The sequence below is a fragment of the Dyella nitratireducens genome (genome assembly GCF_014642835.1).
Taxonomy (GTDB): domain Bacteria; phylum Pseudomonadota; class Gammaproteobacteria; order Xanthomonadales; family Rhodanobacteraceae; genus Dyella_B; species Dyella_B nitratireducens.
Map to the genome: position 1 here is coordinate 331,423 of NZ_BMJA01000002.1, position 26,120 is coordinate 357,542.

General features: G+C 60.9%; 27 protein-coding genes. 17 read left to right on the forward strand and 10 right to left on the reverse strand.

Features of this window, described 5'->3' with window-relative positions; translation table 11 throughout:
- The first annotated feature begins 48 nt into the window (after positions 1-48).
- The 6 genes from IEX75_RS12430 to IEX75_RS12455 all read left to right on the forward strand — a co-directional run bounded on the left by IEX75_RS12430 (position 49) and on the right by IEX75_RS12455 (position 4,730).
- Positions 49-822: a type II secretion system protein N gene (locus IEX75_RS12430; RefSeq protein ID WP_188794634.1), complete on the forward strand. Its 774-nt coding sequence runs from the start codon at positions 49-51 to the stop codon at positions 820-822.
- On the forward strand, positions 819-1,592 hold the full coding sequence (locus IEX75_RS12435; RefSeq protein WP_188794635.1) for an inositol monophosphatase family protein: 774 nt from the start codon (positions 819-821) through the stop codon (positions 1,590-1,592). Before IEX75_RS12430 ends, IEX75_RS12435 begins: the two co-directional genes overlap by 4 nt.
- Positions 1,593-1,700: 108 nt before the next feature.
- Positions 1,701-2,261 carry an ADP compounds hydrolase NudE gene (gene nudE, locus IEX75_RS12440; RefSeq protein WP_188794636.1) on the forward strand — a complete coding sequence of 187 codons (561 nt, stop codon included), beginning with the start codon at positions 1,701-1,703 and terminating at the stop codon, positions 2,259-2,261.
- On the forward strand, positions 2,258-3,079 hold the full coding sequence (gene cysQ, locus IEX75_RS12445; RefSeq protein ID WP_188794637.1) for a 3'(2'),5'-bisphosphate nucleotidase CysQ: 822 nt from the start codon (positions 2,258-2,260) through the stop codon (positions 3,077-3,079). The genes nudE and cysQ overlap by 4 nt, the downstream gene beginning before the upstream one ends.
- The gene (mazG, locus tag IEX75_RS12450; protein WP_188794638.1) at positions 3,076-3,882 is read left to right on the forward strand and encodes a nucleoside triphosphate pyrophosphohydrolase; all 807 of its coding nucleotides are present in this window, start codon (positions 3,076-3,078) and stop codon (positions 3,880-3,882) included. Before cysQ ends, mazG begins: the two co-directional genes overlap by 4 nt.
- 83 nt (positions 3,883-3,965) lie before the next feature.
- Positions 3,966-4,730: a DUF4097 family beta strand repeat-containing protein gene (locus IEX75_RS12455; protein ID WP_188794639.1), complete on the forward strand. Its 765-nt coding sequence runs from the start codon at positions 3,966-3,968 to the stop codon at positions 4,728-4,730.
- A gap of 106 nt (positions 4,731-4,836) precedes the next feature.
- On the opposite strand, the gene IEX75_RS12460 is transcribed toward IEX75_RS12455, so the two are convergent.
- From IEX75_RS12460 to IEX75_RS12475, 4 genes are all read right to left on the reverse strand, one after another.
- Complete coding sequence (locus IEX75_RS12460) at positions 4,837-5,970, reverse strand: SLC13 family permease (protein WP_188794640.1); 1,134 nt, start codon at positions 5,968-5,970, stop codon at positions 4,837-4,839.
- 116 nt (positions 5,971-6,086) lie between these two features.
- Entirely contained in the window at positions 6,087-6,716 is a 630-nt protein-coding gene (locus IEX75_RS12465; protein ID WP_188794641.1) for a glutathione S-transferase family protein, read from the reverse strand.
- A 132-nt stretch (positions 6,717-6,848) separates the two neighbouring features.
- Positions 6,849-9,332: an ABC transporter permease gene (locus IEX75_RS12470; protein ID WP_188794642.1), complete on the reverse strand. Its 2,484-nt coding sequence runs from the start codon at positions 9,330-9,332 to the stop codon at positions 6,849-6,851.
- Positions 9,329-10,027: an ABC transporter ATP-binding protein gene (locus IEX75_RS12475; protein WP_188794643.1), complete on the reverse strand. Its 699-nt coding sequence runs from the start codon at positions 10,025-10,027 to the stop codon at positions 9,329-9,331. The genes IEX75_RS12470 and IEX75_RS12475 overlap by 4 nt, the downstream gene beginning before the upstream one ends.
- On the opposite strand from IEX75_RS12475, the gene IEX75_RS12480 reads away from it, so the two are divergent.
- The 3 genes from IEX75_RS12480 to IEX75_RS12490 all read left to right on the forward strand — a co-directional run bounded on the left by IEX75_RS12480 (position 10,026) and on the right by IEX75_RS12490 (position 12,484).
- Entirely contained in the window at positions 10,026-10,652 is a 627-nt protein-coding gene (locus IEX75_RS12480) for an arylesterase (RefSeq protein ID WP_188794644.1), read from the forward strand. The two genes, IEX75_RS12475 and IEX75_RS12480, sit on opposite strands and share 2 nt — an antisense overlap.
- A 100-nt stretch (positions 10,653-10,752) precedes the next feature.
- Complete coding sequence (locus IEX75_RS12485) at positions 10,753-11,484, forward strand: response regulator transcription factor (RefSeq protein WP_188794645.1); 732 nt, start codon at positions 10,753-10,755, stop codon at positions 11,482-11,484.
- 16 nt (positions 11,485-11,500) lie between these two features.
- Positions 11,501-12,484 (forward strand): sensor histidine kinase, encoded by a 984-nt coding sequence (locus IEX75_RS12490; protein WP_188794646.1) that lies wholly within the window; start codon positions 11,501-11,503, stop codon positions 12,482-12,484.
- A 90-nt stretch (positions 12,485-12,574) separates the two neighbouring features.
- Here the strand turns inward: IEX75_RS12490 and IEX75_RS12495 are convergent, their stop codons facing one another.
- The gene (locus IEX75_RS12495; RefSeq protein WP_188794647.1) at positions 12,575-13,930 is read right to left on the reverse strand and encodes a 3-oxoacid CoA-transferase subunit B; all 1,356 of its coding nucleotides are present in this window, start codon (positions 13,928-13,930) and stop codon (positions 12,575-12,577) included.
- A gap of 192 nt (positions 13,931-14,122) precedes the next feature.
- Here IEX75_RS12495 and IEX75_RS12500 point away from each other — a divergent pair, with 192 nt between their 5' ends.
- The 3 genes from IEX75_RS12500 to IEX75_RS12510 all read left to right on the forward strand — a co-directional run bounded on the left by IEX75_RS12500 (position 14,123) and on the right by IEX75_RS12510 (position 16,899).
- Positions 14,123-14,494, forward strand: a complete 372-nt coding sequence (locus IEX75_RS12500) for a BlaI/MecI/CopY family transcriptional regulator (protein WP_188794648.1) — start codon at positions 14,123-14,125, stop codon at positions 14,492-14,494.
- Positions 14,481-15,776 (forward strand): M56 family metallopeptidase, encoded by a 1,296-nt coding sequence (locus tag IEX75_RS12505; RefSeq protein WP_188794649.1) that lies wholly within the window; start codon positions 14,481-14,483, stop codon positions 15,774-15,776. The genes IEX75_RS12500 and IEX75_RS12505 overlap by 14 nt, the downstream gene beginning before the upstream one ends.
- A 130-nt stretch (positions 15,777-15,906) precedes the next feature.
- Positions 15,907-16,899, forward strand: coding sequence for an isoaspartyl peptidase/L-asparaginase family protein (locus tag IEX75_RS12510; RefSeq protein WP_188795646.1), 993 nt, complete (start codon positions 15,907-15,909; stop codon positions 16,897-16,899).
- A gap of 42 nt (positions 16,900-16,941) precedes the next feature.
- Here IEX75_RS12510 and IEX75_RS12515 read toward each other — a convergent pair whose 3' ends face one another.
- The 3 genes from IEX75_RS12515 to IEX75_RS12525 all read right to left on the reverse strand — a co-directional run bounded on the left by IEX75_RS12515 (position 16,942) and on the right by IEX75_RS12525 (position 20,529).
- On the reverse strand, positions 16,942-17,529 hold the full coding sequence (locus IEX75_RS12515) for a response regulator transcription factor (protein WP_188794650.1): 588 nt from the start codon (positions 17,527-17,529) through the stop codon (positions 16,942-16,944).
- Between the two features lie 103 nt (positions 17,530-17,632).
- On the reverse strand, positions 17,633-18,913 hold the full coding sequence (locus IEX75_RS12520) for an ATP-binding protein (protein ID WP_188794651.1): 1,281 nt from the start codon (positions 18,911-18,913) through the stop codon (positions 17,633-17,635).
- Between the two features lie 65 nt (positions 18,914-18,978).
- Positions 18,979-20,529, reverse strand: coding sequence for a peptide MFS transporter (locus IEX75_RS12525; protein WP_188794652.1), 1,551 nt, complete (start codon positions 20,527-20,529; stop codon positions 18,979-18,981).
- 254 nt (positions 20,530-20,783) lie between these two features.
- Here IEX75_RS12525 and IEX75_RS12530 point away from each other — a divergent pair, with 254 nt between their 5' ends.
- The 4 genes from IEX75_RS12530 (at position 20,784) to IEX75_RS12545 (ending at position 23,306) form a co-directional block, all read left to right on the forward strand.
- A complete protein-coding gene (locus tag IEX75_RS12530) occupies positions 20,784-21,158 on the forward strand; it encodes a diacylglycerol kinase (RefSeq protein WP_188794653.1) in 375 nt (124 codons plus the stop codon).
- A gap of 124 nt (positions 21,159-21,282) precedes the next feature.
- The gene (locus IEX75_RS12535) at positions 21,283-21,903 is read left to right on the forward strand and encodes a LemA family protein (RefSeq protein ID WP_188794654.1); all 621 of its coding nucleotides are present in this window, start codon (positions 21,283-21,285) and stop codon (positions 21,901-21,903) included.
- A gap of 4 nt (positions 21,904-21,907) precedes the next feature.
- Entirely contained in the window at positions 21,908-22,798 is an 891-nt protein-coding gene (locus IEX75_RS12540; RefSeq protein ID WP_423373297.1) for a TPM domain-containing protein, read from the forward strand.
- Between the two features lies 1 nt (position 22,799).
- Complete coding sequence (locus IEX75_RS12545; protein ID WP_188794656.1) at positions 22,800-23,306, forward strand: TPM domain-containing protein; 507 nt, start codon at positions 22,800-22,802, stop codon at positions 23,304-23,306.
- Between the two features lie 89 nt (positions 23,307-23,395).
- Here IEX75_RS12545 and IEX75_RS24460 read toward each other — a convergent pair whose 3' ends face one another.
- Entirely contained in the window at positions 23,396-23,740 is a 345-nt protein-coding gene (locus IEX75_RS24460; RefSeq protein ID WP_423373296.1) for a GspH/FimT family pseudopilin, read from the reverse strand.
- Positions 23,674-23,940: a pilus assembly FimT family protein gene (locus tag IEX75_RS24160; RefSeq protein ID WP_229720804.1), complete on the reverse strand. Its 267-nt coding sequence runs from the start codon at positions 23,938-23,940 to the stop codon at positions 23,674-23,676. Before IEX75_RS24160 ends, IEX75_RS24460 begins: the two co-directional genes overlap by 67 nt.
- Before the next feature lie 127 nt (positions 23,941-24,067).
- Here IEX75_RS24160 and uvrB point away from each other — a divergent pair, with 127 nt between their 5' ends.
- Positions 24,068-26,104 (forward strand): excinuclease ABC subunit UvrB, encoded by a 2,037-nt coding sequence (gene uvrB, locus IEX75_RS12555; RefSeq protein WP_188794658.1) that lies wholly within the window; start codon positions 24,068-24,070, stop codon positions 26,102-26,104.
- The last annotated feature ends 16 nt before the right edge of the window (positions 26,105-26,120 follow it).

The following is a 26,120-nucleotide window of genomic DNA, read 5'->3' on the forward strand; positions in this document are numbered from 1 at the left end:
TATGATCGGGGCCGCGAGGGTGTTGCTCAAGCATTAATGGTTGGATCGATGAAACGCTGGTTTGCGGGTTTACTGCTGGTTGTACTCATTCTGGGCGCGCTGTTGTGGTTTCTGCCGGCGCGCTGGGCTTTGCCGCTGCTGCAGGCACGACTGCGCGGCATACGCCTGGACGGTGTCAGCGGAACGCTGTGGCAGGGGCGGGCGGAGCAGGCATCGATCGTGAATGGTCCACAGCTTGGCCGTGTTGCCTGGACGCTTTCGCATCGTGCTCTGCTTGGTGATATCCGCTTGGGTCTGGATTTGCGCCAGCCGCAGTGGCAACTGCAAGGGCAAGTGCACCGCATGTCCTCCACGCAACTGGACCTGCACGACGTCACCTTGCACATGAATATGGCCGAGCTCGGCACGCAGTCGTGGTTGCACGGGCAACCCCAGGGACAGCTTGATCTGCAGGTGCCGCAGGCACAGTTGCAGGGCTATTGGCCCATGCAGCTCGATGTGGCCGGCACGTGGTCGCATGCTGTCGTGCATACGCCACAGGGCGAGGTGCCGTTGGGTGCGCTGTCGCTGGTGGTGACCGGGCAGTCGGGTGCCATCCAGGGCATGTTGACGGATGACGGCAGCGGCCCGTTGCAGACGGCTGGACGGCTATCCATCAGCCCGCTGGGATGGGATCTGCAGTTTCACCTTGTTCCGCGCCGTGATGATCCCGTTTTGATGAGCTGGTTGCGTAGCCTGGGCACGCCGGCAGCGGACGGCACGCTCGAACTCCGCTATCGTGGTGGTTTGGCTCAGATGAATCCCGTTACCAGGAAACCATGAACGAGCAGCAATGGGAGGCGGCGCTGAAAGCCGCGCGCGACGCGGCGGACGCAGCCGCTGAGGTGATCCGGCATTACTGGCGCCGTGGCGTCGATGTGGAGATCAAATCCGACGCCACGCCAGTCACGATTGCCGACCGCGAAGCCGAACAGGCCATTCGCGCCATTCTCGCTCCGGCCTTACCGGGCGCGGCGATCTATGGCGAGGAGTTCGGTCTGGATAATGGCAACACCGATTTGCTCTGGCTGGTCGACCCACTGGACGGCACCAAGAGCTTCGTGCGCCGCACGCCGTTCTTCTCCACGCAGATTGCGTTGATGCATCAGGGCGAACTGGTGCTGGGCGTATCGAGCGCGCCGGTATATGGCGAAACCATGTGGGCCAGCCGCGGTGGCGGTACCTGGTTCCATGGCGAACGCGTTCATGTGGCAACGACCACCGAGATGGCGCAGGCGTCGATCTCCACCGGCAACGTCAAAACGCTCACCGGTGATGCGCGCTGGCAGGCGCTCGGCCAGATGATTCGCGACAGCAATCGCATCCGTGGCTATGGCGATTTCTGCCATTACCACTTATTGGCGCGTGGTGGGTTGGATCTGGTGATCGAGTCCGACGTCAACATTCTCGATGTAGCCGCGCTGGCGGTGATCGTGCGCGAGGCTGGCGGCGTATTCACGGATCTGGAAGGCAAGTCCTTGAATCTGGAGACGCGCAGCGTGCTGGCTGGTACGCCGGCGCTTCACGCACAGGCGCTCTCTCGTCTCGCATGACCTCGTAGGTTGGGGTGCAAACCCCAACATCGCGCGAGATGGCGATGGCACGCTGGGGTTGCACCCCAACCTACGGAGCTGAAGCAAAAGCCGGTTACAATCCCGCTCATGCCACCTCGCTATCCCATCATCCACGCCACGCGCGACTCGGACACCAGCCGTTTTCTGCACGCGGAGCAGGTGGACCTGGAATTCTCCAACGGCGAACACCGCACCTACGAACGACTCAAGGGCCATGGCCTGGGCGCAGTGATCATCGTGCCGATGCTGGATGATGAAACCGTGCTGCTGGTGCGCGAATATGGCGTCGGCGTGGACCGCTACGAACTCGGTTTGCCGAAAGGCCGCCTGGATCAAGATGAAACGGTGGAGCAAGGCGCCGACCGCGAGCTGAAGGAAGAAGTAGGCTACGGCGCGCGCAAGCTCAAGATCCTGCACAACCTCTCGCTGTCGCCAGCCTACATGACGCATATGGCGCACGTGGTGCTGGCACAGGACCTGTATCCCGAGCGCCTGCAGGGCGACGAGCCCGAGCCGCTCGAAGTGGTGCCCTGGAAACTCTCCGATCTTCATACCTTGGTCTCGCGTGACGACGTCACCGAAGGCCGTTCCATTGCTGCGCTGTTCATGGCGCGCGAATACCTTGCCGGACGCCTGCAACGCACGTGAGCGAACTACCCAATTTTCCTCTGCTGTTGGACATCGGCCTGCTGGCACGGCGTGCCGGCGAAGCGATCATGGACGTTTATCGCCAAGACTTCGACGTCGAGATGAAGGCCGATTTCTCGCCGCTCACTGCCGCGGACCTGGCCGCCCAGAAAGTCATCGCCGCGGGCTTGGCGCAGATCGATCCGCAACTACCCGTCATCTCGGAGGAAGCCAGCCAGCTGCCCTGGGAACAGCGCCGCGAATGGCAGCGCTACTGGCTGGTCGATCCGCTCGATGGCACACGCGAATTCGTCAAGCGCAACGGTGAATTCACCGTCAACATCGCCTTGATCGACAACGGCACGCCGGTGTTGGGCGTGGTGCTGGCGCCGGTTACCGAAGAATTGTTCGCCGCCGCACGCGGCCATGGTGCATGGTGGCAGGTACAGCGCGATGCCGAATGGGAACGCATCTCCACACGCGCTTTGGCCAATCCACCGGTTGCCGCGGGCAGCCGCTCGCACGGGGGCTCGTCGGAAGCCACCTTGCGCCGTTTGCTGGGTGAGGAATATCAGCTGCATGCGCTGGGCTCTTCGCTGAAGTTTTGCCTGATCGCGCGTGGTTCGGCGGATGTCTATCTGCGCCGTGGCCCCACCAGCGAGTGGGATACCGCCGCTGCACAGTGCGTGCTGGAAGAAGCCGGTGGCGCGGTGCTCGATCTGGCCGGCAAGCCGCTGCACTACAACCGCGGCGAATCGCTGATCAATCCGGAATTCCTGGCCGTAGGCGATGCTGAGATCGATTGGTCCGCGCGGTTGCACGAAGCGGGATTGCCGTGAGCACGGCCACACGCCACAGCCTGGCCGATCTGCTTGTCATCATGGCGCGCCTGCGCGATCCCGAACGCGGCTGCCCGTGGGATCTGCAACAGGATTTCAGCACCATCGCGCCTTACACCATCGAAGAAGCCTACGAAGTCGCCGATGCCATCGACCGCAAGGACTGGAACGAACTGCGTGATGAACTGGGCGATCTGCTGCTGCAAGTGGTCTTTCATTCGCAGATGGCGCAGGAACAAGGGTTGTTCGATTTCGACGACGTGGCACATGCGATCAGCGAGAAGATGCTGCGCCGGCATCCGCATGTGTTCGGTGATGTCAGCTATGCCGATGTCGAAGCGCAAAAGCGCGCCTGGGAAGAGATCAAGAACGCCGAGCGTGCAGCGAAAGGCGCGGCGCACGACGATAGCGTCCTGGCCGGCGTCTCTCACGGCCAGCCGGAATGGCAGCGTGCCCAGAAACTGCAGCAGCGTGCCGCGACCGTAGGCTTCGACTGGCCCGACCATCGTCCAGTGATCGGCAAGCTGCACGAGGAATTGGCCGAAGTCGCCGCTGAATTCGAAGCCGGTGCCGATCCCGCGCGTCTGGAAGACGAGATCGGTGACGTGCTGTTCGTGGCCGTAAACCTGGCGCGTCACGCCAAGGTGGATTTCGCGCGGGCTTTGAAACACGCCAATGCCAAGTTCGAGCGGCGCTTCCGGCGCATGGAGCAGTTGGCTGCCGGGGAAGGGAAGCCGTTGGCGTCGCAGGGTTTGACCGAGCAGGAAGCGCTTTGGCAGCAGGCCAAGGCGGAAGAACGGTAGCGTTTATCCATGCCCTGACGAGGCATTCAACCTTTTGTCCCCGTCGCGCATCTGAAACATTCGAACACAGCCGGAGATTTCGTATGCGTTATCTGCTCGCCCTACTTGCCTTGCTGCCACTGGCCGCCACCGCCGCGGACTGCCGCTACAGCGCTCCCCGCAACCTGCACGACGATCTGGCCGGCGTGCGCCGCGTGCAGATCGAACTGCACAGTTATGACCTGCACCTGGTCGGCAACCATGGCGCCGGTGGATTTCAGCTCAACGGCCGTGCCTGTGCGTCTTCGCAGTCCGCCTTGGACAATATGCAGGTGACCTCGCATCGCGAAGGGGACCAGCTCATCGTGGATGTTGGCGCCAATCATTCGTTCAACGTCGGCATTTTCGGTGATTCCTACGCCTATTTGGACCTGCAGGCGCAGCTCCCTTCCAACGTGCCCGTGAGCATCAACTCCGGTTCCGGCGACGTCTACGTGGGCGGATTGGACCAACTCGATGCACACACGGGTTCAGGTGATTTGCATATCGACCATATTGCCGGCGAAGTGTCGGTCACCAGCGGCTCGGGTGACGTCGAGCTTTCCGATATCGGCAGCCTGAAGGTCGGCTCGGTCGGTTCGGGCGATGTCAAGGCGAACAACGTGCGTGAGGGCGTGAACGTCGGCAATGTGGGTTCCGGCGATGTCACCCTGGAACACGTGGGCGGCAGCGTCTACGTGAGCACGATCGGTTCCGGCGACCTGGTGGTGAAGGATGTACATGGCGACTTCACCGTGGGGGCGAGGGGAAGCGGTGATGTCACGCATACGGATATCGCTGGCAAGGTCAGCGTGCCGCACGACGATTGATTCACGCCTGCAAGCGCGTAGGTTGGGTTAGCGCAGCGTAACCCAACAAAGTTCCGCCGAAGCGGTCAGTATGGTTGGGTTACGCTGCGCTAACCCAACCTACGACTCAAGCCAGCAAATGCATCACCAGATAAATCAGTGCTGCGCAGACCAGCAGGAAGGGCACTGAGACCTCATGAAACAGCCGCATGCCATGCGGCTGTTTTGCTAAGCGCAAGGCGATCAAATTCGCCAGCGAACCAATGACGATGCCGAAGCCGCCTACGTTTACCGCGACGGCCAATGCCATCGCATCTTGCGCGTGATTCAGCAGCAACACCGTAGCCGGCACGTTGCTGATCAGCTGCGAGCTGATGATGCCGCTGAGGTAAAGCGCCAGCGGCTGGTTGAAATCGATCTTGCCGAGCATGTGATCCACGACAGGCAGCGCGGCGAAATGGCCCAGGCCGAGAAAAATCATGGCGAAGGTCGCCATCAGCAACCAGTCGATGCAGGCAAGCGTGCGCCAGGAAAACAGCGCAAACGGAACGACCAATAGCAAGGCGCCAAGCGGTGCGTGGCCGCTTTGCATCATCAGTACCATCATCGTGAGTGCGACGATGGACAGCAGGGCCAGGGATGCGGATACCGCGTGGCCGTCGAGCTTGTTGGCCTGCAGTGCCACACGTTCCTTCGGCAGCCAGAACCAGGTGACTGCCGCGACCAGCACAAACATCACCGCTGCCGTAGGCAGCAGGTGAGCAACGAATTGAAAAAACGGGATCTGCGCGTGTTGCCAGATCAGCAGGTTCTGCGGATTGCCGATCGGGCTGAGCGTCGAGCCGGCATTGACCGCCAGCGCTTCCAGCACGGCCATGCGCAGCACCGGCAGATTGGACAGGCTGCCGATGGCAAGCGTGAGCGGCACCATCAGGAACAGGCTGACGTCATTGGTCAACACCATCGACAGCACCGCCGTCATGCTTACCAGCAACAGGCCCACACCGCGCAGCGAGTGCATGCGCGCCACCAGCATGCCGGCGATACGCTGCACCAATCCGCTGTCTCGAATGCCCTGGATGGCAATCATCAATCCAAGCAATCCGCATAGCGTCGGCAGTTGCAGCCAGCTCTGGTAGCGCGGCCAGGGTTGCGGGTCGACGCAGGCCAGTATCACCGTGAGCACCGTGAAGAGCACCAGCAGGAACTCGTGCTTGAGGCGATTGAGCCAGATGTGGGTGGTGGAGGTCTTTGAATGCATCGTCAATCGCGCGATGTGTGATTTTGAAGGGACTTCCAGCAGTGCCGACATTCCCACTTTCGCGGGAATGACGGCGGGTAAAATCAGGTTTCAAATGGAAGATAAAGAAAGACGATTTACCACTCCGTCAACCCTTCCAACTCATACAACTTCTTCCAACTCGGGCGTGCACGCACCAGATCGGCCAATCGCTTCAGCGCAGGCCACTCCGTCGCCGGACGCGGCATGTTGCGCGACCATCGCATCAGCATGGTGAGCATTAAATCCACGCCGGAGAAGTCGGCGCCGAGCATATACGGCCCATGCGCAGAGAGATGCGCTTCCAGGCGATCCCAGATGCCCTCGATCTTGCGTTGCACGGCGGCGCGGATATCCGGCGGCAATGCCTGATAACCAAGCTCCTGCGGATAGAACCAGAACCGATACGTCGACATCAGCGCATTGCTGAGGAACACCGTCCACTGTAACCATGTATCGCGTTCCGGCGTACCAAGTGGCGGAATCAGTTTTGCTTCCGGATGACGCTCGGCCAGGATCATCAGCAAGGCTCCCGATTCGTACACCGCGCGACCATCGATGATCAGCGTAGGCACCTTGCCGCCCGGATTGAGCTTCAGGTACTCATCGGTGAATTGCTCCTGCTTCTCGATGTCCACCGACTTCAGTTGATAAGGCGCACCGATTTCGAGCAGCGCCAGATGCACGACCATGCTTGCGGTGCCGGGGGAGTAGTAGAGGGTGTACATGCGCGGTCCTGGCTGGGGGAGAATCCGCATCCTATCGCACACGTATTCTTCCCGTAGGTTGGGGTGCAAACCCCAACATTCCTCCATGTGCCATGCACCCCCGATGTTGGGGTTTGCACCCCAACCTACAGGTCATTCAGCACGCAACAACCGCATCGGCGGCGTATGCGTCACTTTTCGCGTACCAGCCAACCCAAGCAACATCACCACGAAGGCCGCGGCAAGCGCCGCCAGGATCAGCGGCAAAGGCTGCGGCATGAAATCCTTGATGTGGAACACGCTGCGCCCCAGCCACCATCCGCCGACCATGGAACCCAGCGCCGCCGTGATGCCCGCGATCAGGCCGAGCAGGGCGAACTCGCATGCGGCAGCAATGCGTAGCAGGCCGCGCCGTGCACCGAGGGTACGCAGCAAGGCTGCCTCATGGCGGCGTTCCTGCCCGCTCGTCGCCAATGCGGCGGCCAGCACCAAGGCGCCGGCCAGCAGGCTGAAGCCGAGCACCCAGCGCACTGCGCTGGTTACGCGCTGCACGATCTCGCGCACGCGGTCGAGCAGCGCGTCCACGTCTACCAGGCTCAGGTTTGAATAGTTGCGCGACAGTGTGGCCAGCGCTTCGGCATGGCCGCGCGGAAGATAAAAACTGGCTAGCCAAGTGTGTGGGAGCGTGTTTGCATGCGTGGGATCCATGAGCAGGAAGAAGTTCACCCGGAACGATGTCCAATCCACATGGCGGAAGCTGGTGATCTTTGCGTCGACCTGACCTTCACCGACATCGAAGCGCATGATGTCACCAAGTTTGAGTGCGTACATGTCGCGCCACATCGTATCCACCGACACTTCGGCTTGCGTCGGATGTGGATCGAACCAATGGCCGGCGATCACGGTGTTCGACGGCGGCAAATCGTTGGACCATGACAGGCGCAACTGTCGATCGCTCCATTCCTTTGCACGCTCGTCTTTGAAGGTCAGCGAGTCGATCGGATGTCCATTGATGGCAGTGAGTTTGCCGACGGCCAGCGGCATCATGTTGAGCTGGTTGGCGCCGATGCGATCGAGCGCCTGGTTGAAATCATTGCGCTGATCGTCCTGCAGGTTGAGCACGAACCAATTCGGCGTATCGCCAGGCAATTCCTTGCGCCAGCCATCCAGTAACGCGGGCGCCACCACGGCCAGCAGCAACAAGGCGGTAAGGCCCATGCTCAATGCGGTCGCCTGCACGATGCTCAAGCCACGTCGGCGTGCCAGCGCCGCCATGCCAAGCCGCAGCGCGGGGTGGCCACCCGGTGTGATGCGTCGTGTTACCCATAACAACAAGGCGGCAAGCAACGCGGCCACCACGGCAACGCCCAGCAGGCTTACGGCAAGAATCCCGGCAAGTTTGGCGGAACCGCTGAGATTCCAGATCAACGCCAGCGCCACCACGGCAGGGATCAGGTACAGCACATCGAAGCGGCGAATGCGTCGCGCCATGCTCGCGCGAAAGACGGCGACCGGCGGTACATCGGCCAGCCGTACAAGTGGCGGCAACGCAAATCCCACCAGTACGGCGATGCCCATGCCGGCAGCAGCCAGGGCCGGCAAAATCGGCAGTTCTGTCGGTACACCCGAAAACAATTGGCTGGCGAACATCCATGCACCTTGTGCCAGCACCAACGCCAGCAGTACGCCGAGTAACGCTGCCGGTAGCGCCAGCCCACCCATCGTGCCGAGCAGCAACGTAAACACACGCGCACGCGACGTGCCGAGTGCACGCAGCAATGACACTTCACTGGTCTTGCGTCGCGCATAACGCTGCGAAGCCAGTGCAATCGCCACGCCCGAAAGCAGTGCCGACAGCAAAGCTGTCAGGCGCAAAAAGGCACCGGCACGATCAAACGCATTGCGCATGCGTTCTTGCGTCTGCTCCGGTGTAATGAGTTCACCACCCTGCGGCAGGGTGGTCGATTGCGCCCACGTGCGCCAACTCTGTACGGCGGCTGGTTCGCCGGCCAGCAACACGGTGTGTCGCGCGCGGCTGCCGACACCGAGCAAGCCAGCCTGTTGCGCATCGTTGATGTTCATCAGCGCGCGCGGCGCCATGGCTACCAATTCGCCGCCATCCGGCTGCTGGATCAGCTCGCCCGCAATGCGCAGATCGCGGCCACCCAGCTGCACGCTGTCACCGACGCGTCGATTCAGCCCCACCAGCGCGCGATGATCGAGGTAGACGGTGCCGGCCGCCGGGCCGTGGCTGGTCGCCTGCTTTCCGTTGGCATCTGCGATTAACAAAGTACCGCGCAACGGATAGGCGCTGTCGGCGGCAAGTACATCCAGCAATTGGCTCTGCTGCTGCGCGAACGCGACCGTGGGAAAACTCGCTGTGTTGGTGAGGGACAAACCGCGCTGATGGCCGGCGACCGAGAATTTGCCCGGAATGTTTTCCGGTGCCGAAACACCCAGATCGCCGCCGATCAATTCGGCCGCGCTGGCAAGTACCCCACGTTCCATGCGCGTGCTGAGCGTCGCCACCACGCCCAGCGCCACCACGGCAAGCACAAGGGATGCAGCCAGCGTGCGCAACTCCGGCAGATGCCATTCGCGACGCAAGCTGCGCAAGGCGAGCAGCAGGATTTTCATGCGGATGGCTCTCCCATCGGCACCAGCCGCCCTTCCTGCAATTCCGCGCGACGCATGCAACGTTCGGCCAGCTGCATGTCGTGCGTGACCAGGATCAGCGTGGTGTGATGGTCGCGATTCAGTGCGAACAACAGATCGCAGACGTGCCGCCCGGTACGTCGATCCAGGTTGCCCGTGGGCTCATCGGCAAACAGTAAGCGCGGGCTATGCACGAAGGCGCGCGCAATCGCTACGCGTTGCTGTTCGCCGCCGGAAAGCTGTGCGGGATAGTGTTTGCGCCGGGAGCCGAGTTCGACGGCATCCAGCGCAGCGTGCGCGCGCTCGCGCGCATCGGCGTGGCCTTCCAGTTCCAGCGGCAACATCACGTTCTGCTCGGCAGTGAGTGCGGGCAATAAGTGGAACGACTGGAACACGAAGCCAACCAGGCGCCGGCGCAGATCCGCGCGCGCTTCTTCATCAAGCTGTTCCAGCGCATAACCATCGAGCTGAATGCTGCCACGCGTGGGCGTGTCCAGGCCGGCAAGCAAGCCGAGCAGGGTGGTTTTGCCGGAGCCGGAGGCACCGACGATGGCGAAGCTCTCGCCTGCGCTTACCTGCATCGCCACGTTGCTGAGGATGTCCAGCCTTCCCTCGGGACCATTCACCGACTTGCTAACATCGCGAACTTCCAATACCGGACGAGAACCACCACTCATGCGTCGTTTCCTATGTTTGTTGCTGCTGCTTGTTTGCGGTATCGGTGCAGTGCAGGCCGCGTCCACCCAGGCCGCGCCAGCGAAGAACGTGCTTGTGCTCGGAGACTCCTTGTCCGCCGCGCACAACATTCCCGTAGAAGCAGGCTGGGTGCATCTGCTGGAAGTACGTCTCAAGCAGATGGAGCCGGGCTGGGCGGTGATCAATGCCAGCATCAGCGGCGAAACCTCGGTGAGCGGGCGCAACCGGTTGCCGGCGCTGCTGGCGCAATACCACCCGCGCATCGTGGTGATCGAGCTGGGTGCCAACGACGGCCTCCGCGGCCTGCCATTGACCGACCTGCGCAGCAATCTCGCGGCGATGATCGACGCGGCACAGCATGCCGGCGCCAAGGTGCTGCTGCTCGGCATCGAGCTGCCGGTGAACTACGGGCCGCAGTATCGCGATGGTCTGCGTGCCGTGTATGCGGATCTTGCCCGCGACAAGCACACCGCCCTGGTCCCGTTCCTGCTGGAAGGCGTGGCTTTGAACCCCTCGCTGATGCAGGAGGACGGCCTGCACCCGGTGGCCAACGGCGAGCCGCTCGTGCTGAATAACGTCTGGCCAGAACTTAAGTCGTTGTTATAGAAGGCCAACACGGTTTCATCCGCTTAAATTCACGTTGTCCTTACCACTCTGGAGGGTAGCCTTCACAAATGTGAAGACTCCCCAAGGCGACGAGGCGACCATGAGTTCACGTGACGAGCATGCAGGGCTGATCCTGCTGGTGGAAGACAACCGTCAGATTGCGGAAATGGTGGGCGAATTTCTCGAGCGCCGTGGCTATTCTGTTGATTTTGCACAAGATGGTGTCAGCGGCCTGCACTTGGCAGTGTCCAACAGTTACGACGTGGTGGTGCTGGACCTGATGCTGCCCGGTATCGATGGCCTGGATGTCTGTCGCAAGCTGCGCGGCGACGCCAAGAAATCCACCCCCGTGCTGATGCTGACAGCCCGCGACACCCTGGAGGACAAGCTGATAGGCCTGGAGGCCGGCGCGGACGACTACCTGGTGAAGCCCTTCGAGGTGCGGGAGCTGGAGGCGCGCCTGCGTGCCCTGATCCGCCGCGATCGCCGCCAGGTGTCCAGCGAAGTGCTCACCGTCGGCGACATGACCCTGGACACGGCCACCCTGCGGCTCACCCGCGCCGGGCAGGAGCTGACCGTCTCCCCGATCGGCCTGAAGCTGCTGGCGATCCTGATGCGCGAATCGCCGCGCGTGGTGAGCCGGCGGGATATCGAACGGGAAATCTGGGGCGACACGCTGCCTGATTCGGATACCTTGCGCTCGCATCTTTACAATCTGCGTCGGGTGATCGACAAACCGTTCGATCGGCCCCTGCTGCATACCATCCATTCGGCCGGTTACCGCCTTGCCGACCTGGAAGCAGAGACCACTCCGGCCAGCCACATCGCATAACCGCCCAACAACTTACATGACCACCACGGGTGCCCAAGTGCCGCGCGTAGAACGTGTGCGCGGCGGTTTTCAACGCCACCTGCTGCTGATTTTCAGCATGCAGTTCGTGGCCGTGGTCGTGGTATGCCTGATGGGTTATTACAACGTGGCACCCGTCTTTGCCGTGGTGCTGCTGATCGTGATCGTCAGCGCGCTCACCTGGCTGGCCACCGAGCGCAGCTGGCGACAGGTCACCAGACTGGCGCGGTGGGTGGGCAACTGGAAAGAAGGGCAGACCGACCTGGATGCTTTGCAGTCCGACCGCTTGCGCGAGACTGACAGCGACATCGCTACGCTTGCCCGCGGCTTCCACAACTTCGCCAGCCGCATCGCCGGTTACAACGAACGCGAGCGCAATTTCACCCGCGACGCCAGCCATGAACTGCGCAGTCCGCTTACCGTGATCAAGATGTCCACCGACATGCTGTCGGACGAAGCGGGTTTGAGCGAGTTCGGCAAGCGCTCCGTGCAGCGCATTCGACGCGCGACGCGCGAAATGGAATCGCTGGTCGAGGCCTTGCTGATCCTGGCGCGCGAAGCCGACAACGGCCAGGGTGAGCAGGATTTCGTAGTGAATGACGTGCTGCGCGATGAACTCGCCAACGCGCGCGAGATGTTGCACGGTCATCCGATCGAGCTGCGCCTGGAGGAACCGGCGACGTTTGCATTGCACGGCTCGCCGCGCGTGTTCGCCGTGTTGTGTTGGCAGTTGATTCGCCACGCCAGCCAGTACACGGGGCAGGGTGTGGTGCAGGTGACGGTGTTGCCCGGCATGGTGAGCGTCAGCGCCACTGCCGGTGGTGAACAGGATCCACCGGCGCCTGGGCAACGTGGTTTTGAATACGCCATCGCGCAACGCATCAGCGAACGCTTTGGGTGGCCGCTGAGTCTGCATGTGCAGGGCGGCAATCGTTACGTGGCTGAGATTCGGTTTCCGAAGCCGTTGCCGGTGTCGGCGTAGCTTCCATCTCCGCCGGAACATAGGTTGGGGTGCAAACCCCAACATACGCACACACATCCGAGTGTTGGGGTTTGCACCCCAACCTACGCGTCATCGCAGTGAAGCGCTGATCTCAAACGGGCATCCCGTCTTCGCCTTCACGTCATCCACCGTCACACCTGGCTGCAGTTCGATCAGCGTCAATCCTTTGCCCTTCGCTACTTCGAACACGCACAGGTCGGTGATGATCAGGTCCACCACCTGCTTGCCGGTCAACGGCAGATCGCACTCCGTCTTGATCTTCGGCGAGCCGTCCTTCGCGGTGTGCTCCATCAGCACTACCGTGCGCTTCACGCCACTGACCAGATCCATCGCGCCGCCAGGGCCTTTCACCATCTTGCCCGGCACCATCCAGTTGGCGAGATCACCGGTGCAGGATACTTCCAGTCCACCGAGAATCGACAAGTCGATGTGCCCGCCGCGGATCATCGCGAACGATTCGGCGCTGGAGAAATAGCTCGAACCGGGCAGGGCGGTAACCGTCTGCTTGCCGGCATTGATCAGGTCCGGGTCCACGTGCGCTTCATCCGGGAACGGGCCGATGCCGAGCAGGCCGTTCTCCGACTGCAGTATCACGTCCATGCCTTCCGGAATGAAGTTCGCCACCAGCGTGGGAATGCCGATGCCGAGGTTTACGTAGAAACCATCGCGCAATTCCTTCGCCGCGCGCTGAGCCATGGCCATGCGGATCGGGCTTTCCTTGCCGGTGTTGGCGCCAGCGAGCGTGCGAAATTCGATGCGCTTCTCGTACTTCTCGCCCTTGATGATGCGGTCGACGTAGATGCCCGGCACATGGATCTGATCCGGATCCAGTTCGCCCACTTCCACCAGTTCTTCCACCTCAGCCACGCAAATCTTGCCGCAGGTGGCGATCATCGGATTGAAGTTGCGCGCGGTCTTGCGGAACACCAGGTTGCCGAGCTTGTCGCCCTTCCATGCTTTCACAATTGAAACATCAGCGTGGATTGCTTCTTCCAGTACGTATTCCTTGTCACCAAAACGCTTGGTTTCCTTGCCCTCGGCCAGCTTGGTGCCGTAAGCCGTGCGCGTATAGAACCCCGGAATGCCCGCGCCCCCCGCACGCAGCTTCTCAGCCAGCGTGCCTTGCGGTACCAGATGCAGCTCCAGTTCACCGGACAGCACCTGGCGCTCGAATTCCTTGTTCTCGCCCACGTAGGAGGCGTACACGCGCTTGACCTGGCGCGTCTTCAGCAGTGGGCCCATGCCGAAATCATCCACGCCGGCGTTGTTGCCGACGATGGTCAAACCCTTCGTGCCGGCCGCGAGCAGGGCGCCGATCAGGTTCTCGGGAATGCCGCACAGGCCGAAGCCGCCTGCCGCGATGGTCATGCCGTCGAACAGCAGACCATCCAAAGCCTTGGTAGCGCTTGCGTAAACCTTTTCCATGGGGGTGCCTTTTTTGCAGGGGGAATTAGCTCCCTAGCATACGATGGAACGGTGACGGGGCGTGTTGTACGAAGGTCGCAGAGATCCCGGATGAGCCGTAAGGGGAATTTCAAGGGACGTCGTCGCCTGTTGACATAGTCGTTTACACGCGTAAACATTATCTTGTGCTTACAGATGTAAACGGATTGGCGAATGGCTATTAGCGAAGCCGAAGCGGTCATCATGGAGGTGCTATGGGGAAGGTCACCGCGCAGCGCCGAAGAGATCCTCGCTGAAGTAGGCGAGCAGCAGAACTGGCAGGAAGGAACAGTCAAGTCACTGCTCAACCGCCTGCTCACCAAGAAGGCGGTGAAAGCCGAACGTGACGGCAGGCGTTATCTATATTCCCCGAAGCTGACCCGCGAACAATACATTTCTCAGGAAAGCAAAGGCCTGCTCGATCGGTTGTTCGAAGGTCGCGTGGCGCCGCTGGTGGCGCACTTTTCGGAGCAACGAAAGCTGAGTAAGCGCGACATTGCCGAGCTGCGCACATTGCTCCGGAAGCTTGACGATGATCAGTCCTGAACGCATCGCGCAGGAATGGATCGCACGCGGCTGGCCGATGCTGCTTGCTTTCACCTTGGGGCTTGTAATCGTGTTCGCTCTGCGCAAATCGTGCCGGCGACTTTTTGGTGCCGAGCGCAGCTTCCAGCTCTGGTTGTTGCCCTTGCTGGCATGGGTTGTCACGCAACTTCCGAATTCCAGGCCGGGACATATCATTGAGTTGCCGCCGGTAGTGCAAAAAGTTGCCTCGGTCAGCGCGACGCTGAACACGCATGTCGTTGAGCAGGGAACGAATCCCCATCTGTGGCTACTGCTGGCATGGCTTGCTGGTGTAGTTCTGACGCTTGTCAGGGCTGCATTGGCTCAGCGGCGTTATCGCAACCTGATGCGTGATGCTGTATCGATTGGGCAGGCTTCAGATCGTTGGCCTTTGGTGCGTGCGAACAGCGTGGATATTGGGCCGGCCATGGTAGGAGCGTGGCGCCCCTGCATCGTGTTGCCGGCTGATTTCGAGGCTCGCTACGACGCGACAGAACGCATGCTCATACTCGCCCATGAAAGCATGCATGCGCGGCGCCTGGATGGGTGCTGGAGTTTGCTTGCACAGATGCTGGTTTCGTTGTTCTGGTTCCATCCCTTGGCATGGCTTGGATGGAGCGCTTTCCGGCATGACCAGGAGCTTGCATGCGATGCCGCGGTGGTTCGCGAACACCACGCGCAACGCCGCAGTTATGCCAACGCCATGTTGAAAACCCAAACCGCGACTGCGCTGCTGCCGATAGGTTGCAATTGGTCGCCTCGTCATCCTCTTACGGAGCGTATTGCCATGTTGACACGGAAAACACCAAGTCCACGCCGCCGGGCTGTCGGTGCGTTGCTTTTGCTTAGCTTGACGTTCGGTATAGCAGGTTTTAGCTATGCTGCATCACGACAGTCAGCCTTGGCCGTTAAAGCGCCTGTGGAGTACAGGTTGGCTATCGTTGTCAGCCGCGGCAATCACACGCTCGCCAGCCCCACTGTGTGCACGCGCGAGAATGAGCCGGCCACCATCCTGCAACAAAGCAAGGTAGATGGTGAGGCCGCCTGGCAATTCAAGTTTGTGCTGAAGCCGGCAGGCAGCGATCAGGTGCAAATGGATATCCATGGTTCGGTGGACGAAGCAGGGCAACACGACACCGTTGCTCCGACGCTGCGCGGGCCGCTAGGTAAAGTCATGCTGGTAAGCATTGGCGGACATGCATCGCCGCTGCAGCTCTCCATCACACCCAGCACAGGATGCAGCGCTGAATCTCCGTCTTCCTGAGCGCGTCATGTAAAGGCCTTTTGACGCATGATGCGATGGCGGCCGGCTATACTCGCTCCATGCTCGCGAGAGGTGTCACGTGAAGCCGTTCCGTCTGCTTATCGCGCTCACTGCCTTGGGAATTGCCGCCATGACACATGCCACTACACCGGTATTGGTGATTCATGGCGGCGCGGGCGTGATCAAGCGCGATATGAGTCCTGCCAAGGAGAAAGCCGTGCGTGCGGCGATGAGCAAGGCGCTGCAAGACGGCTACGCCCAACTCAAGGCGGGCAAGCCAGCCATCGATGCCGTGACCGCTGCTATCACCGTGCTCGAGGACGATCCCAATTTCAACGCCGGCCGGGGTTCGGTGTTCACGCATGATGGCAAGAACGAGATGGACGCTGCCGTGATGGAGGGCGACAGCTTGAGCGCGGGATCGGTAGCAGGCGTGCACCGCGTGAAAAATCCGATTTTGCTGGCGCGCGCGGTGATGGAACATTCGCCGCATGTGATGCTGATCGGCGATGGTGCCGAGGCGTTCGCGAAGGAACAGGGCATCACCCTGGTCGATCCTTCCTACTTCCGCACCGATGAGCGCTGGCAGCAGTGGCAAAAAGCGTTGAAAGAGGACAACGAAAAAAAGCCTCATGCTAATCAGGACACAACCAAGCACTTCGGCACCGTCGGCGCGGTAGCACTCGATAGTGCCGGACATCTCGCCGCCGGCACGTCCACCGGCGGGATGACCGACAAACGTTGGGGCCGTGTTGGCGATTCGCCGATCATCGGCGCTGGCACTTACGCGAATGCAAAGTGTGCCGTCTCAGGCACAGGCTGGGGCGAGTTCTATATCCGCACCGTTGCTGCGCACGAAATCTGCATGAAGGTATCGATGTTGGACGAACCGGTGCCGCGCGCCACCGCCGAAGTGATCAACCAGGAAATCCCGTCGATGGGTGGCAATGGCGGCGCCATTGCGCTGGATGCGGACGGCAATATCGCGATGCCGTTCAATACCGACGGCATGTTTCGCGGCTGGATCGGTGCGGATGGCGTGCCGCACGTGGCGATCTACGATGATGAGCCGGATCCGTCGAACCATCTTGGCGTACCGGCTGCGCCATCTTCGACGCAGTGATCGTGACGTGATCCGTGTGTAAGGTGGCAACGATGAATTTGTTCAACTGCTCTGGTTCGGCCGCTCACGTACCGGATGCTTGCTCAGCTTGCGCTGCAGTGTGCGGCGATGCATGCCTAAGCGTCGTGCCGTTTCGGAAATATTGCCGTCGCATTCGGTGAGCACGCGCTGGATGTGTTCCCATTCCAGGCGGCGTAAGGCCAGAGGCGCTTCAGGGGCGTCGATGACCTCGTCCTCGCTGGGTTGCACCGTTTCGCCTTCGAGCAAGGCGCGAACCACGGCGTCGGCGTCAACCGGCTTGGCAAGGTAATCATGCGCACCGCGCTTGATGGCTTCGACGGCCGTGGCGATGGAGGCGTAGCCGGTCAGCAGCAGGATGCGTACGTCGGGTACCAGCTCGCGTAATTCGGGGATCAGGCGCAGGCCGTTTTCTTCCCCCAGCTTCAGGTCCAGCACGCAATGGCGAGGCTGATGCCGTTGCGAAAGCGCACGCGCTTCGTCGGCGGTACCGGCGGTGATCACTTCGAAACCGCGCGACGTCAACGCTCGGGTCAGAACACGTACGAAGGTGGCATCGTCGTCCACGATCAGCAAGGGACGCGTACCGCCGGTAGGGATGGGGTGGTTCATCTGCTGCTTCTGCTCGACTTCACCCAACTATTTTGCCGGATAAGCAGCCCCGTGTGTGCGTTTGTATCTCTCGTGAGCCAGGCAAGCCCGCTGCAGGCGCGTTCTATGCGCCCTCGGCAATGGTGGACAAGGGCAGCCGCAGGCACATTTCCGCACCGTTTTCAGTGTTCTTGGCGATCAACTCGCCAGAAAGCCTTTCGGCGGTGGCTTCGGCCAGTGCCAAGCCAATACCGAGGCCGCTTTGCTTGCCGCTCTCGCCAAGGGCTGCGCGAGTGCCCGCGGGGGCAAAGCCCGGGCCACGGTCGCTGACGATCCAGTCAAGCCAAGGTCCGTCGCGGCGCACTTCCAGCGTGACGCTGTTTGAATCGCGTAAGGCTGAGGCATCCACTGCATTGTTCAATAGATTGAGCAAGGAGTGGCGCAGGCCGGGTGGTGTGCGCAGCACAAGCTGGTTGAGTTGCGGCATGACACGCAGCTCCAACTCTGCTTCCGGACGCAGGAGCTGGAAGCGCTTTAGACATCCGTGGATAAACGTCGACAGGGTGACACGTTCGAATTCCTGCGACAGTTGCGCCTTGCCGAAGGCGACCATCTCGCGAAGGATCGTGCGGCAGCGCTCCACTTGGCCTTCCAGCAAGGACAGGTCTTCGTCCAGCGTTGCATCGGCGGCATGCTCGCGCCGCAGCTCCGGTAACAGCGTGCGCATCGTCGAAAGCGGTGTGTTGAGTTCATGCGCGGCGCCGGCAGCCTGCGTGGCAATGGCCATGATGCCTTCGTCGCGCAACGCGCGTTCACGGACGCGCTGAACCTCCTGTTGTTGCCTGCGGACGGCGGTCGCAAGGCGATTGATGAAAAAGCCAAGCAGCACGGTCGTAATGCCGAAGTTCACGCCCATGCCCGCGACGTGCAGCGAGAAACCGTGATCGTTGGCCGTCAGTTCGTTCATCGGCAAGGGCACGAACCAAAGCAACAGCACGAAGTACGCCGCGCCAGCGATGGCGGCGACGGCAAGAATGGCGCGCACCGATAGCGCTGCTGCACTCAGCGCGATGGGCACGAGCAGCAAGGTGACGAACGGATTTCTGGCGCCGCCGGTGAAGTAGAGCAGGTAGCTCAGCACCAGTGTGTCCGCGACGATGTGGCACACCGTTTCCCACTCGCGCACCGGCCATGGTTGGCTGATGCGCCACGCTGCAAACACGGCGAACACGGCGAGCATGTCAATGCCGAGCAGCAGCGAGAGTGTGGGGATGTCAATGCGCATCCACCACGAGCACACCATCACGGCCATGCTCTGGCCGCCGATAGCGCACAGGCGTAGCCAGGCGAGAGTGCGGGTGAGGGCGAGCGGCCCGAAGGGTTGTTGAAGGGAATGTTGCGGCATGGCCGCAGCCTACCAGCCCCCTCTCCCGATAGGGGAGGGGAAAGGGCTCAGCGCATCCCTCGACATCAAGGCGTTTCGAATTCTTCGCCGTGTGCAGCGGTCAACGGCTGATAGCCGGCGGCTGCATCGGAGTGGGTGGCCGAGAGCTTGTTCATCAGCGGCAAGATCAGAACGGCGACGATGGTGCAGCCGATGCCCACGAAGCCAAGAATATTGAACAGGTGCGTGTAGATGCTCAGCGACTGCAGCGGATCGGTGATGTTGTCCGGGATGTGCGCGATGTTGGCCACCACGCTGCCGAGGTATTGCGAGATGCCTACCGCCACGTAGTACGCGCCCATCATGAAGCCGCCCATGCGCTCAGGCACATAGCGGGCGATCATCGCCAGGCCCAGGCCGCTCACCAGCAACTCGCCGAGCGAGTAAAGGCCATAGCCCCAGATCATCACCCACGAGGACACTTGCCCGTTCACCGCCCAGGTCGCGCCGAACCCGTACATGAAGAAGCCGAGCGCCACCGCCGCGAAACCCCAGGCGAACTTCGTTGCTACTGACGGATCCTTGCCGAGCTTGCCGAGCGAGTTGTAGATGAAGACCAGCACCGGGCTCAGCAGCACGATCCAGATGGCATTCAAGTTCTGGTACTGCTCGGGAATCCAGTTGAACAGGTGGAAGCCGAAGATATCGAACGACAGATCGACGTTGCGCTGCGCGAACAGATTCAGCGACGTGGCCATCTGCGCGTAGAAGATGAAGAAGAAAATCGTCTGCACCGTCAGCACCAGCGCTGCCGTCAGGCCGGCGCGCTCGCTGGGCTGGGAACTACGGATCAGGTGCACGAAGATGCCGAGGATCACGATGCCCGCACCATACACGCACAACCTGGCGATGGTTTCGCTTTGCAAAATGAAGGCGGCGATGAACACGGTTGCCAGTGCGCCCAGTAGCACTGCGGCAAGGCGCTTGACGTCAACAGGGCGCTGGTCGCTTGGTGAGCCGATATGCGACAAGGTGCGGCTCATCATCGAATAATTGATCAGGCCGAGGACTAGGCCGATGGAGCAGACACCGAAGGCCGTGTGCCAGCCAAGATCGTCACCGTAGAGCGCGCCGATATAGTTGCGAATCCACGGTGTTGCCGTCATCGAGATCATCGAGCCGATGTTCACCGCCATGTAGTAGATGGTGAACGCACTATCGATGCGTGTTTCATCGCCTTCATAGATCTTGCGCACCAGGTTGCCGGCGTTGGGTTTGAAGAAGCCATTGCCGACGACGATCACGCCAAGGGAGATATAAGTGACGTATGCATTGTCCGTTGGTATCCAAAGCATGCCGTAGCCGAGCGCGAGAATGGTCGCGCCCATCAGCATGGTGCGCCGCGTGCCCAGCAGCTTGTCGCCGACCCAGCCGCCGATCGCCGGAGTGGCATAGATCAGCGCCGCCGCCGCGCCCCAGACCAAGTTCGCCTTGGTATCGACGAAGCCCAGCTTCTTCATCATGAAGGTGACCATCAGCACCTGCATGCCGTAGAAGCCGAAGCGCTCCCACATCTCGATAAGGAAGACCGTGGTGAACGATCGGGTTTGCGAAACAGGTCGGGTCAGTGTGGTCATGCGATGGTTCCGGATTACGTGTACTACAAGGCCAAAATCGACCTGTTTTTAGCGCCTTGGGTGAGGCACATCCGGCGAAGGGTAACTTAAATGTCATTAGCTAAAAGTTGCATTGCGGCAAAGCAAAATCCTGCGGCAGGCCGGCGTGCCGGCCGGCTTGTGGCATGATGCCCAGCCTGTTGCCGCCTTTCCGGGAGCGTTGCCCGCCATGCCGAAAACCGCCGTAATTCCTTCATGGGCAAGCATTTTTAGCCATGCCGGGTAGCGGGTTTCGTGGCGACCCGCGTCAGTTGTGGCGCGCTTTTCGTTGGTCGATGAACGGCCTGCGCGCGGGCTGGCGGCACGAGGCATCCTTTCGGCTGGAAGCGATGCTTACTGTCATCCTTGTCCCCATTGGCTTGTGGGTCGGGAATGGGGCGCTAGAGAAAATCGCCTTGGTTTTCCCGGTGTTCCTGGTGTTGTCGGTGGAACTGCTCAATTCGGCGATCGAAGCGGTGGTGGACAAGGTCAGTCCCGAGTTTCATGAGCTGGCCGGTCGAGCCAAGGATATGGGTTCAGCGGCCGTGTTTGTGCTGCTGGTGCTGGTGGTGTTGTGCTGGGGGCTGATTCTGGGGCCGCGCTGGTTTTGACGTGAAGGCTTTGGTCATCATTCCCGCGCAAGCAAGCGTCCAGATATAGGTATAGGTAAAACGAGCGATTGCATCCCTATAAACCTGATGCTGCAATGACTGCTTACAGGAAAGGAGCATTCCGATGAAAAGCCTACGCATTCTTGTGCTGTTGCTATTGGCCATCATGTTGACCGGCTGCGGCTACAACTCGATCCAGAAGCAGGACGAGGTAGTCAAGGCGCAATGGTCCGAAGTGCTCAATCAATATCAGCGCCGCGCGGATCTGGTGCCGAATCTGGTCAATACCGTGAAGGGTTACGCCGCGCACGAAGACAAGATCTTCACCGAGGTGGCCGACGCGCGCTCCCGCGTGGGCAGCATCCAGATAACGCCGGAGCTGGCGAATGATCCTCAAGCGCTGGCGAAGTTTCAGGCCGCGCAAGGGCAGCTCACCGGTGCCTTGTCGCGGTTGATGGCGGTCAGCGAGAACTATCCGAACCTGAAGGCGGATGGCGTATTCCAGAACCTGCAGGCGCAACTGGAGGGCACTGAAAACCGCATCGCCGTGGCGCGCAATCGCTACATTCAGGCGGTGCAGCAGTACAACTCGCTGATCCGTACATTCCCCAACAATCTCACCGCCAAGATGTTCGGCTATCAGGTAAAGCCAAATTTCTCGGTGGAGAACGAGAAGGCGATTTCCACGGCGCCGACGGTGGATTTCGGTACCAGCACACCAGCGCCTGCTACGTCGGCGCATTGACATGATGCGGCGCTGGGTGCGCCTCTGGATGGTCCTGGCGATAGCCTTGCTGTCGCCCTGGTCCGTTTTGCATGCGGATGACCAACCTGCAGTACCCAAGCTCACGCGTCATATCACCGATCTCACCGGCACACTGTCGCCCCAGCAAATCGACCAGCTCGATGCGCAACTGGTCAATCTGGAAAAGCAGAAGGGTGCGCAGCTCGTCGTGCTGATGGTCGGCAGCACGCAGCCCGATGACATCGAGGATTACTCCCTGCGTGTGTCGGAGGCCAACAAGGTTGGCCGTAAAGGCACTGACGATGGCGTGCTGCTGTTTATCGCCAAGAACGACCGACGAGTGCGCATCGAGGTGGGATACGGGTTGGAAGGCGCGATTCCCGATGCCGCGGCGGCACGCATCATCCGCGAATACATTGCGCCGAAATTCCGCAGCAATGATTACTTCGGCGGTATCAGTGATGCCGTGGGTGCGTTGACGCAGCTCATCAATGGCGAACCATTGCCACCGCCGGTGCGTGGCAATGAAGAACACCATGGTTCGAATCTGCAGGGGATGTTCTTCATCGCGGTGTTTCTGCTGATCGTGCTGCGCGGCATGTTTGGGCGTGCGCCGGCACTGGTTCGCGCCCCCTTGGGCGGCTTCATCATCGGCGCCTTGCTGTGGATGCTCGCGTCCATCGGTATCGGCATTTTTGGCGGAATTCTCGGTGGTTTGTTCATGCTGTTGCCTGCTGGCTCGGGCCGATCCATCGGCGGCGGCGGCTGGGGTGGCTTCGGCGGCTGGGGCGGGGGCGGTGGTTTCGGAGGCGGCGGCTTCGGCGGCGGTGGAGGTGGAGGCTTCAGCGGAGGCGGCGGCAGTTTCGGTGGCGGTGGCGCTTCGGGGAGCTGGTGACATGCCAACACGCGCTCAACGCATCACGGCGAATTTGTTCGAAGGCTTGTTTCAGTTGCATCGACGCTTCCCGCCTGAGTTGCTGGATGACATGACCGCCGCGATCGCCGATGGCGAACACACCCATCTAGGCGAAGTGCGCTTTGCTATCGAGTCGCGTCTTTCCATTCCCGTCGTATGGGCTGGCCTGGATGCCAGCACTCGCGCACGGCAGGTTTTCGGTCAGCTTGATGTGTGGGACACCGAACACAACTGCGGCGTGCTGATTTACGTGCTGATGTCGGAGCATCGCATCGAGATTGTTGCGGACCGCGGCATTGCAAAGCACGTGAAGCCGGAAGAATGGCGCGCGATTTGCGAGGGTATGCGCGAAAACTTCGCTGCCGGCCAATGGCGCGCAGGTGCGTTGCACGGGATTACCCAGGTGCATGCGTTGCTGGCGAAGCATTTTCCGAGTCATGGCAAGCCACGGCCGGATGAGTTGCCGGATCGGCCTGTGCTGCTTTGATGTAGGTTTGGGTGCAAACCCCAACATCTCTATATGTACATGCATGGCAACGTTGGGGTTTGCACCCCAACCTACCAAAAGCCGAGTGCTCAAGCTGAAGTAGAACATGGCGATGCGGCAGGGTTTTTCTCGACATCACCTCGGATTCGCCCTGTTCGGGAAATGATCACTTTCAACAAGTGCTGAGGATCGCCCTTCACGCAGAAGGAAAGCGACGGCCAAGTGTTTTTCGCGCTGCCATCAGGGCCGAACCATACGTACTTCTGTTTGATATTGCTGATGATGATAAGCGTATCGCGATATTTTCGGCCGGTATAACGTGGCAAACCGAGTAACTGACCATCGTCGTTGAGGTCAGCTTTTCCTATCAGCCAACCTTGGCCCCACGAATCATCACCACTGCAATGTAGGCCATCGCGGCTTGGGCAAAAAATGTGATGCGCACCTGTTCGTTCACCGCGAGATTGCGTGCGTGCTGTAAGGCCGCGATGTAATCGGTTTGGGCGGCGCGCAGTTCGTGTCCCATCATCATCCGATGAAAGGCTGGTATGGCGATCGCCGTCAGCACGGCCAGAACCGCCAGGGTGATGATCTGCTCCGCCAGCCCAAAGCCCTTCACATTGCTGTTTATCATCCAACCCATGCTAGGCCCTATTTCCGCGACGCCAACCAGCCTAGGGGGGCGATACGGTCAGACCCTGCTGACAACCTGTGTCAGCACCTGCATTTAAAATGACCCGGAGCGCCCGCAAGTGATGCCCATGACCGACCGCGACCGTTTCGAACTCGTTTCCCAGTACAAGCCCGCTGGCGACCAGCCCGAGGCCATCAAGCGCCTGGTCGAGGGCTTTGAGTCCGGCCTGGCAGGGCAGACCTTGCTTGGCGTTACCGGCTCGGGCAAGACCTTCACTATCGCCAACGTGGTGGCGCAAGTGCAGCGCCCCACTATCGTGCTGGCGCCGAACAAGACGCTGGCGGCGCAGCTGTACGGCGAGTTCAAGGAGTTCTTCCCGCATAACGCGGTGGAATACTTCGTCAGCTACTACGACTACTACCAGCCGGAAGCCTACGTGGTGGCGTCGGATACCTATATCGAGAAGGACGCCTCGATCAACGACCACATCGAGCAGATGCGTCTGGCCGCGACCAAGGCGCTGCTGTCACGCAAGGATTCGCTGATCGTGGCCACGGTGTCGGCCATCTACGGCCTGGGCGATCCGGAAGATTACCTATCGCTGCGCCTGATCCTTGCGCGTGGCGAACGCATCGATCAGCGCGCGCTGATCCGCCAGCTGACCGAGCTGCAATACACCCGCAACGAAATGGAACTGCGCCGCGGTACATATCGCGTGCGCGGCGAAATCATCGACGTGTTTCCGGCCGAATCGGAAACCGAAGCGCTGCGTATTGAACTGTTCGACGGCGAGGTGGAAAACCTCTCCCTGTTCGATCCGCTCACCGGCGAAACCATCCGCAAGGTGCCGCGCTACACCGTGTATCCACGCACGCACTACGCCAGCACGCGCGAAAGCGTGTTGAACGCGATCGAGACGATCAAAGTCGAGCTGAAGGAACGCCTGGAGCTGCTCTACAAGGAAAACCGCCTGGTCGAGGCGCAGCGCCTGGATCAGCGTACGCGCTTCGACATCGAGATGATGGCCGAGGTCGGTTATTGCCAGGGCATCGAAAACTACTCGCGCCATCTCACCCGCCGTGCGCCGGGCGAGCCGCCGCCGACTCTGTTCGACTATCTGCCGCCGGATGCATTGCTGGTGATCGACGAATCGCACGTCACCGTGCCGCAGCTCGGCGCCATGTACAAAGGTGACCGCTCGCGCAAGGAAACCCTGGTGGAATTCGGCTTCCGCCTGCCGTCGGCGATGGACAACCGCCCGCTGCGCTTCGAGGAGTTCGAGCGCCGGGCGCCGCGCAGCATCTATGTCTCCGCCACGCCGCGCAAATACGAAATGGAAAAATCCGGCAACTCTGCGGTTGAACTGGTGGTGCGTCCCACTGGCCTGATCGATCCGGAAGTCGAAGTACGCCCCGTGCGCACCCAGGTCGACGATCTGCTGGGTGAAGCGAAAAAACGCATTGCGATGGGCGACCGCGTGCTGGTCACCACGCTCACCAAACGCATGGCGGAAAACCTCACGGAATACTTGAGCGAGCACGATGTGAAAGTGCGCTATCTGCACTCGGATATCGAAACCGTGGAGCGCGTGGAAATCATCCGCGACCTGCGACTGGGCGAATTCGACGTGCTGGTGGGCATCAACCTGCTGCGCGAGGGCCTGGACATGCCCGAAGTTTCGCTGGTGGCCATTCTCGATGCGGACAAGGAAGGCTTCCTGCGTTCCACCGATTCGCTGATCCAGACCATCGGCCGCGCGGCGCGTAACGTACGCGGCAAAGCCATCCTGTATGCCGATGAGGTGACCCGCTCGATGCGGGCGGCAATGGACGAAACCAGCCGCCGCCGCGAAAAACAGGAGGCCTGGAACGAGGCCCATGGCATCACGCCCAAATCGGTGGTGCGCCGGATCTCCGACATCATGGAAGGTGCTCGCAGCGAAGCCCCAGGCCGGGGTCGCGGCAAGTCCGCGCGTGGCAGGGCAGCCGCTACCGCCGTGGCCGAAGACGCCGCCGAGTACGCCAGCCTCAGCGCCGATCAGGCTTCAGCCATGATCAAGCGCCTGGAGGCGGATATGCGCAAACATGCGGAAAACCTGGAATTCGAAGAGGCCGCGCGCCTGCGCGATCGGATCCACCAGCTACGTGAGCAGGCGACCCGGTAGGTTGAGCCTTTTCAGC

Coding starts and splice junctions, on each gene's coding strand:
- IEX75_RS12430 (WP_188794634.1), top strand. CDS start 49: ATGAAACGCTGGTTTGCGGGTTTACTGCTGGTTGTACTCATTCTGGGC.
- IEX75_RS12435 (WP_188794635.1), top strand. CDS start 819: ATGAACGAGCAGCAATGGGAGGCGGCGCTGAAAGCCGCGCGCGACGCG.
- nudE (WP_188794636.1), top strand. CDS start 1,701: ATGCCACCTCGCTATCCCATCATCCACGCCACGCGCGACTCGGACACC.
- IEX75_RS12455 (WP_188794639.1), top strand. CDS start 3,966: ATGCGTTATCTGCTCGCCCTACTTGCCTTGCTGCCACTGGCCGCCACC.
- IEX75_RS12460 (WP_188794640.1), bottom strand. CDS start 5,970: ATGCATTCAAAGACCTCCACCACCCACATCTGGCTCAATCGCCTCAAG.
- IEX75_RS12465 (WP_188794641.1), bottom strand. CDS start 6,716: ATGTACACCCTCTACTACTCCCCCGGCACCGCAAGCATGGTCGTGCAT.
- IEX75_RS12470 (WP_188794642.1), bottom strand. CDS start 9,332: ATGAAAATCCTGCTGCTCGCCTTGCGCAGCTTGCGTCGCGAATGGCAT.
- IEX75_RS12480 (WP_188794644.1), top strand. CDS start 10,026: ATGCGTCGTTTCCTATGTTTGTTGCTGCTGCTTGTTTGCGGTATCGGT.
- IEX75_RS12475 (WP_188794643.1), bottom strand. CDS start 10,027: ATGAGTGGTGGTTCTCGTCCGGTATTGGAAGTTCGCGATGTTAGCAAG.
- IEX75_RS12485 (WP_188794645.1), top strand. CDS start 10,753: ATGAGTTCACGTGACGAGCATGCAGGGCTGATCCTGCTGGTGGAAGAC.
- IEX75_RS12490 (WP_188794646.1), top strand. CDS start 11,501: ATGACCACCACGGGTGCCCAAGTGCCGCGCGTAGAACGTGTGCGCGGC.
- IEX75_RS12495 (WP_188794647.1), bottom strand. CDS start 13,930: ATGGAAAAGGTTTACGCAAGCGCTACCAAGGCTTTGGATGGTCTGCTG.
- IEX75_RS12500 (WP_188794648.1), top strand. CDS start 14,123: ATGGCTATTAGCGAAGCCGAAGCGGTCATCATGGAGGTGCTATGGGGA.
- IEX75_RS12505 (WP_188794649.1), top strand. CDS start 14,481: ATGATCAGTCCTGAACGCATCGCGCAGGAATGGATCGCACGCGGCTGG.
- IEX75_RS12510 (WP_188795646.1), top strand. CDS start 15,907: ATGACACATGCCACTACACCGGTATTGGTGATTCATGGCGGCGCGGGC.
- IEX75_RS12515 (WP_188794650.1), bottom strand. CDS start 17,529: ATGAACCACCCCATCCCTACCGGCGGTACGCGTCCCTTGCTGATCGTG.
- IEX75_RS12520 (WP_188794651.1), bottom strand. CDS start 18,913: ATGCCGCAACATTCCCTTCAACAACCCTTCGGGCCGCTCGCCCTCACC.
- IEX75_RS12525 (WP_188794652.1), bottom strand. CDS start 20,529: ATGACCACACTGACCCGACCTGTTTCGCAAACCCGATCGTTCACCACG.
- IEX75_RS12530 (WP_188794653.1), top strand. CDS start 20,784: ATGCCGGGTAGCGGGTTTCGTGGCGACCCGCGTCAGTTGTGGCGCGCT.
- IEX75_RS12535 (WP_188794654.1), top strand. CDS start 21,283: ATGAAAAGCCTACGCATTCTTGTGCTGTTGCTATTGGCCATCATGTTG.
- IEX75_RS12540 (WP_423373297.1), top strand. CDS start 21,908: ATGCGGCGCTGGGTGCGCCTCTGGATGGTCCTGGCGATAGCCTTGCTG.
- IEX75_RS12545 (WP_188794656.1), top strand. CDS start 22,800: ATGCCAACACGCGCTCAACGCATCACGGCGAATTTGTTCGAAGGCTTG.
- IEX75_RS24160 (WP_229720804.1), bottom strand. CDS start 23,940: ATGATAAACAGCAATGTGAAGGGCTTTGGGCTGGCGGAGCAGATCATC.
- uvrB (WP_188794658.1), top strand. CDS start 24,068: ATGACCGACCGCGACCGTTTCGAACTCGTTTCCCAGTACAAGCCCGCT.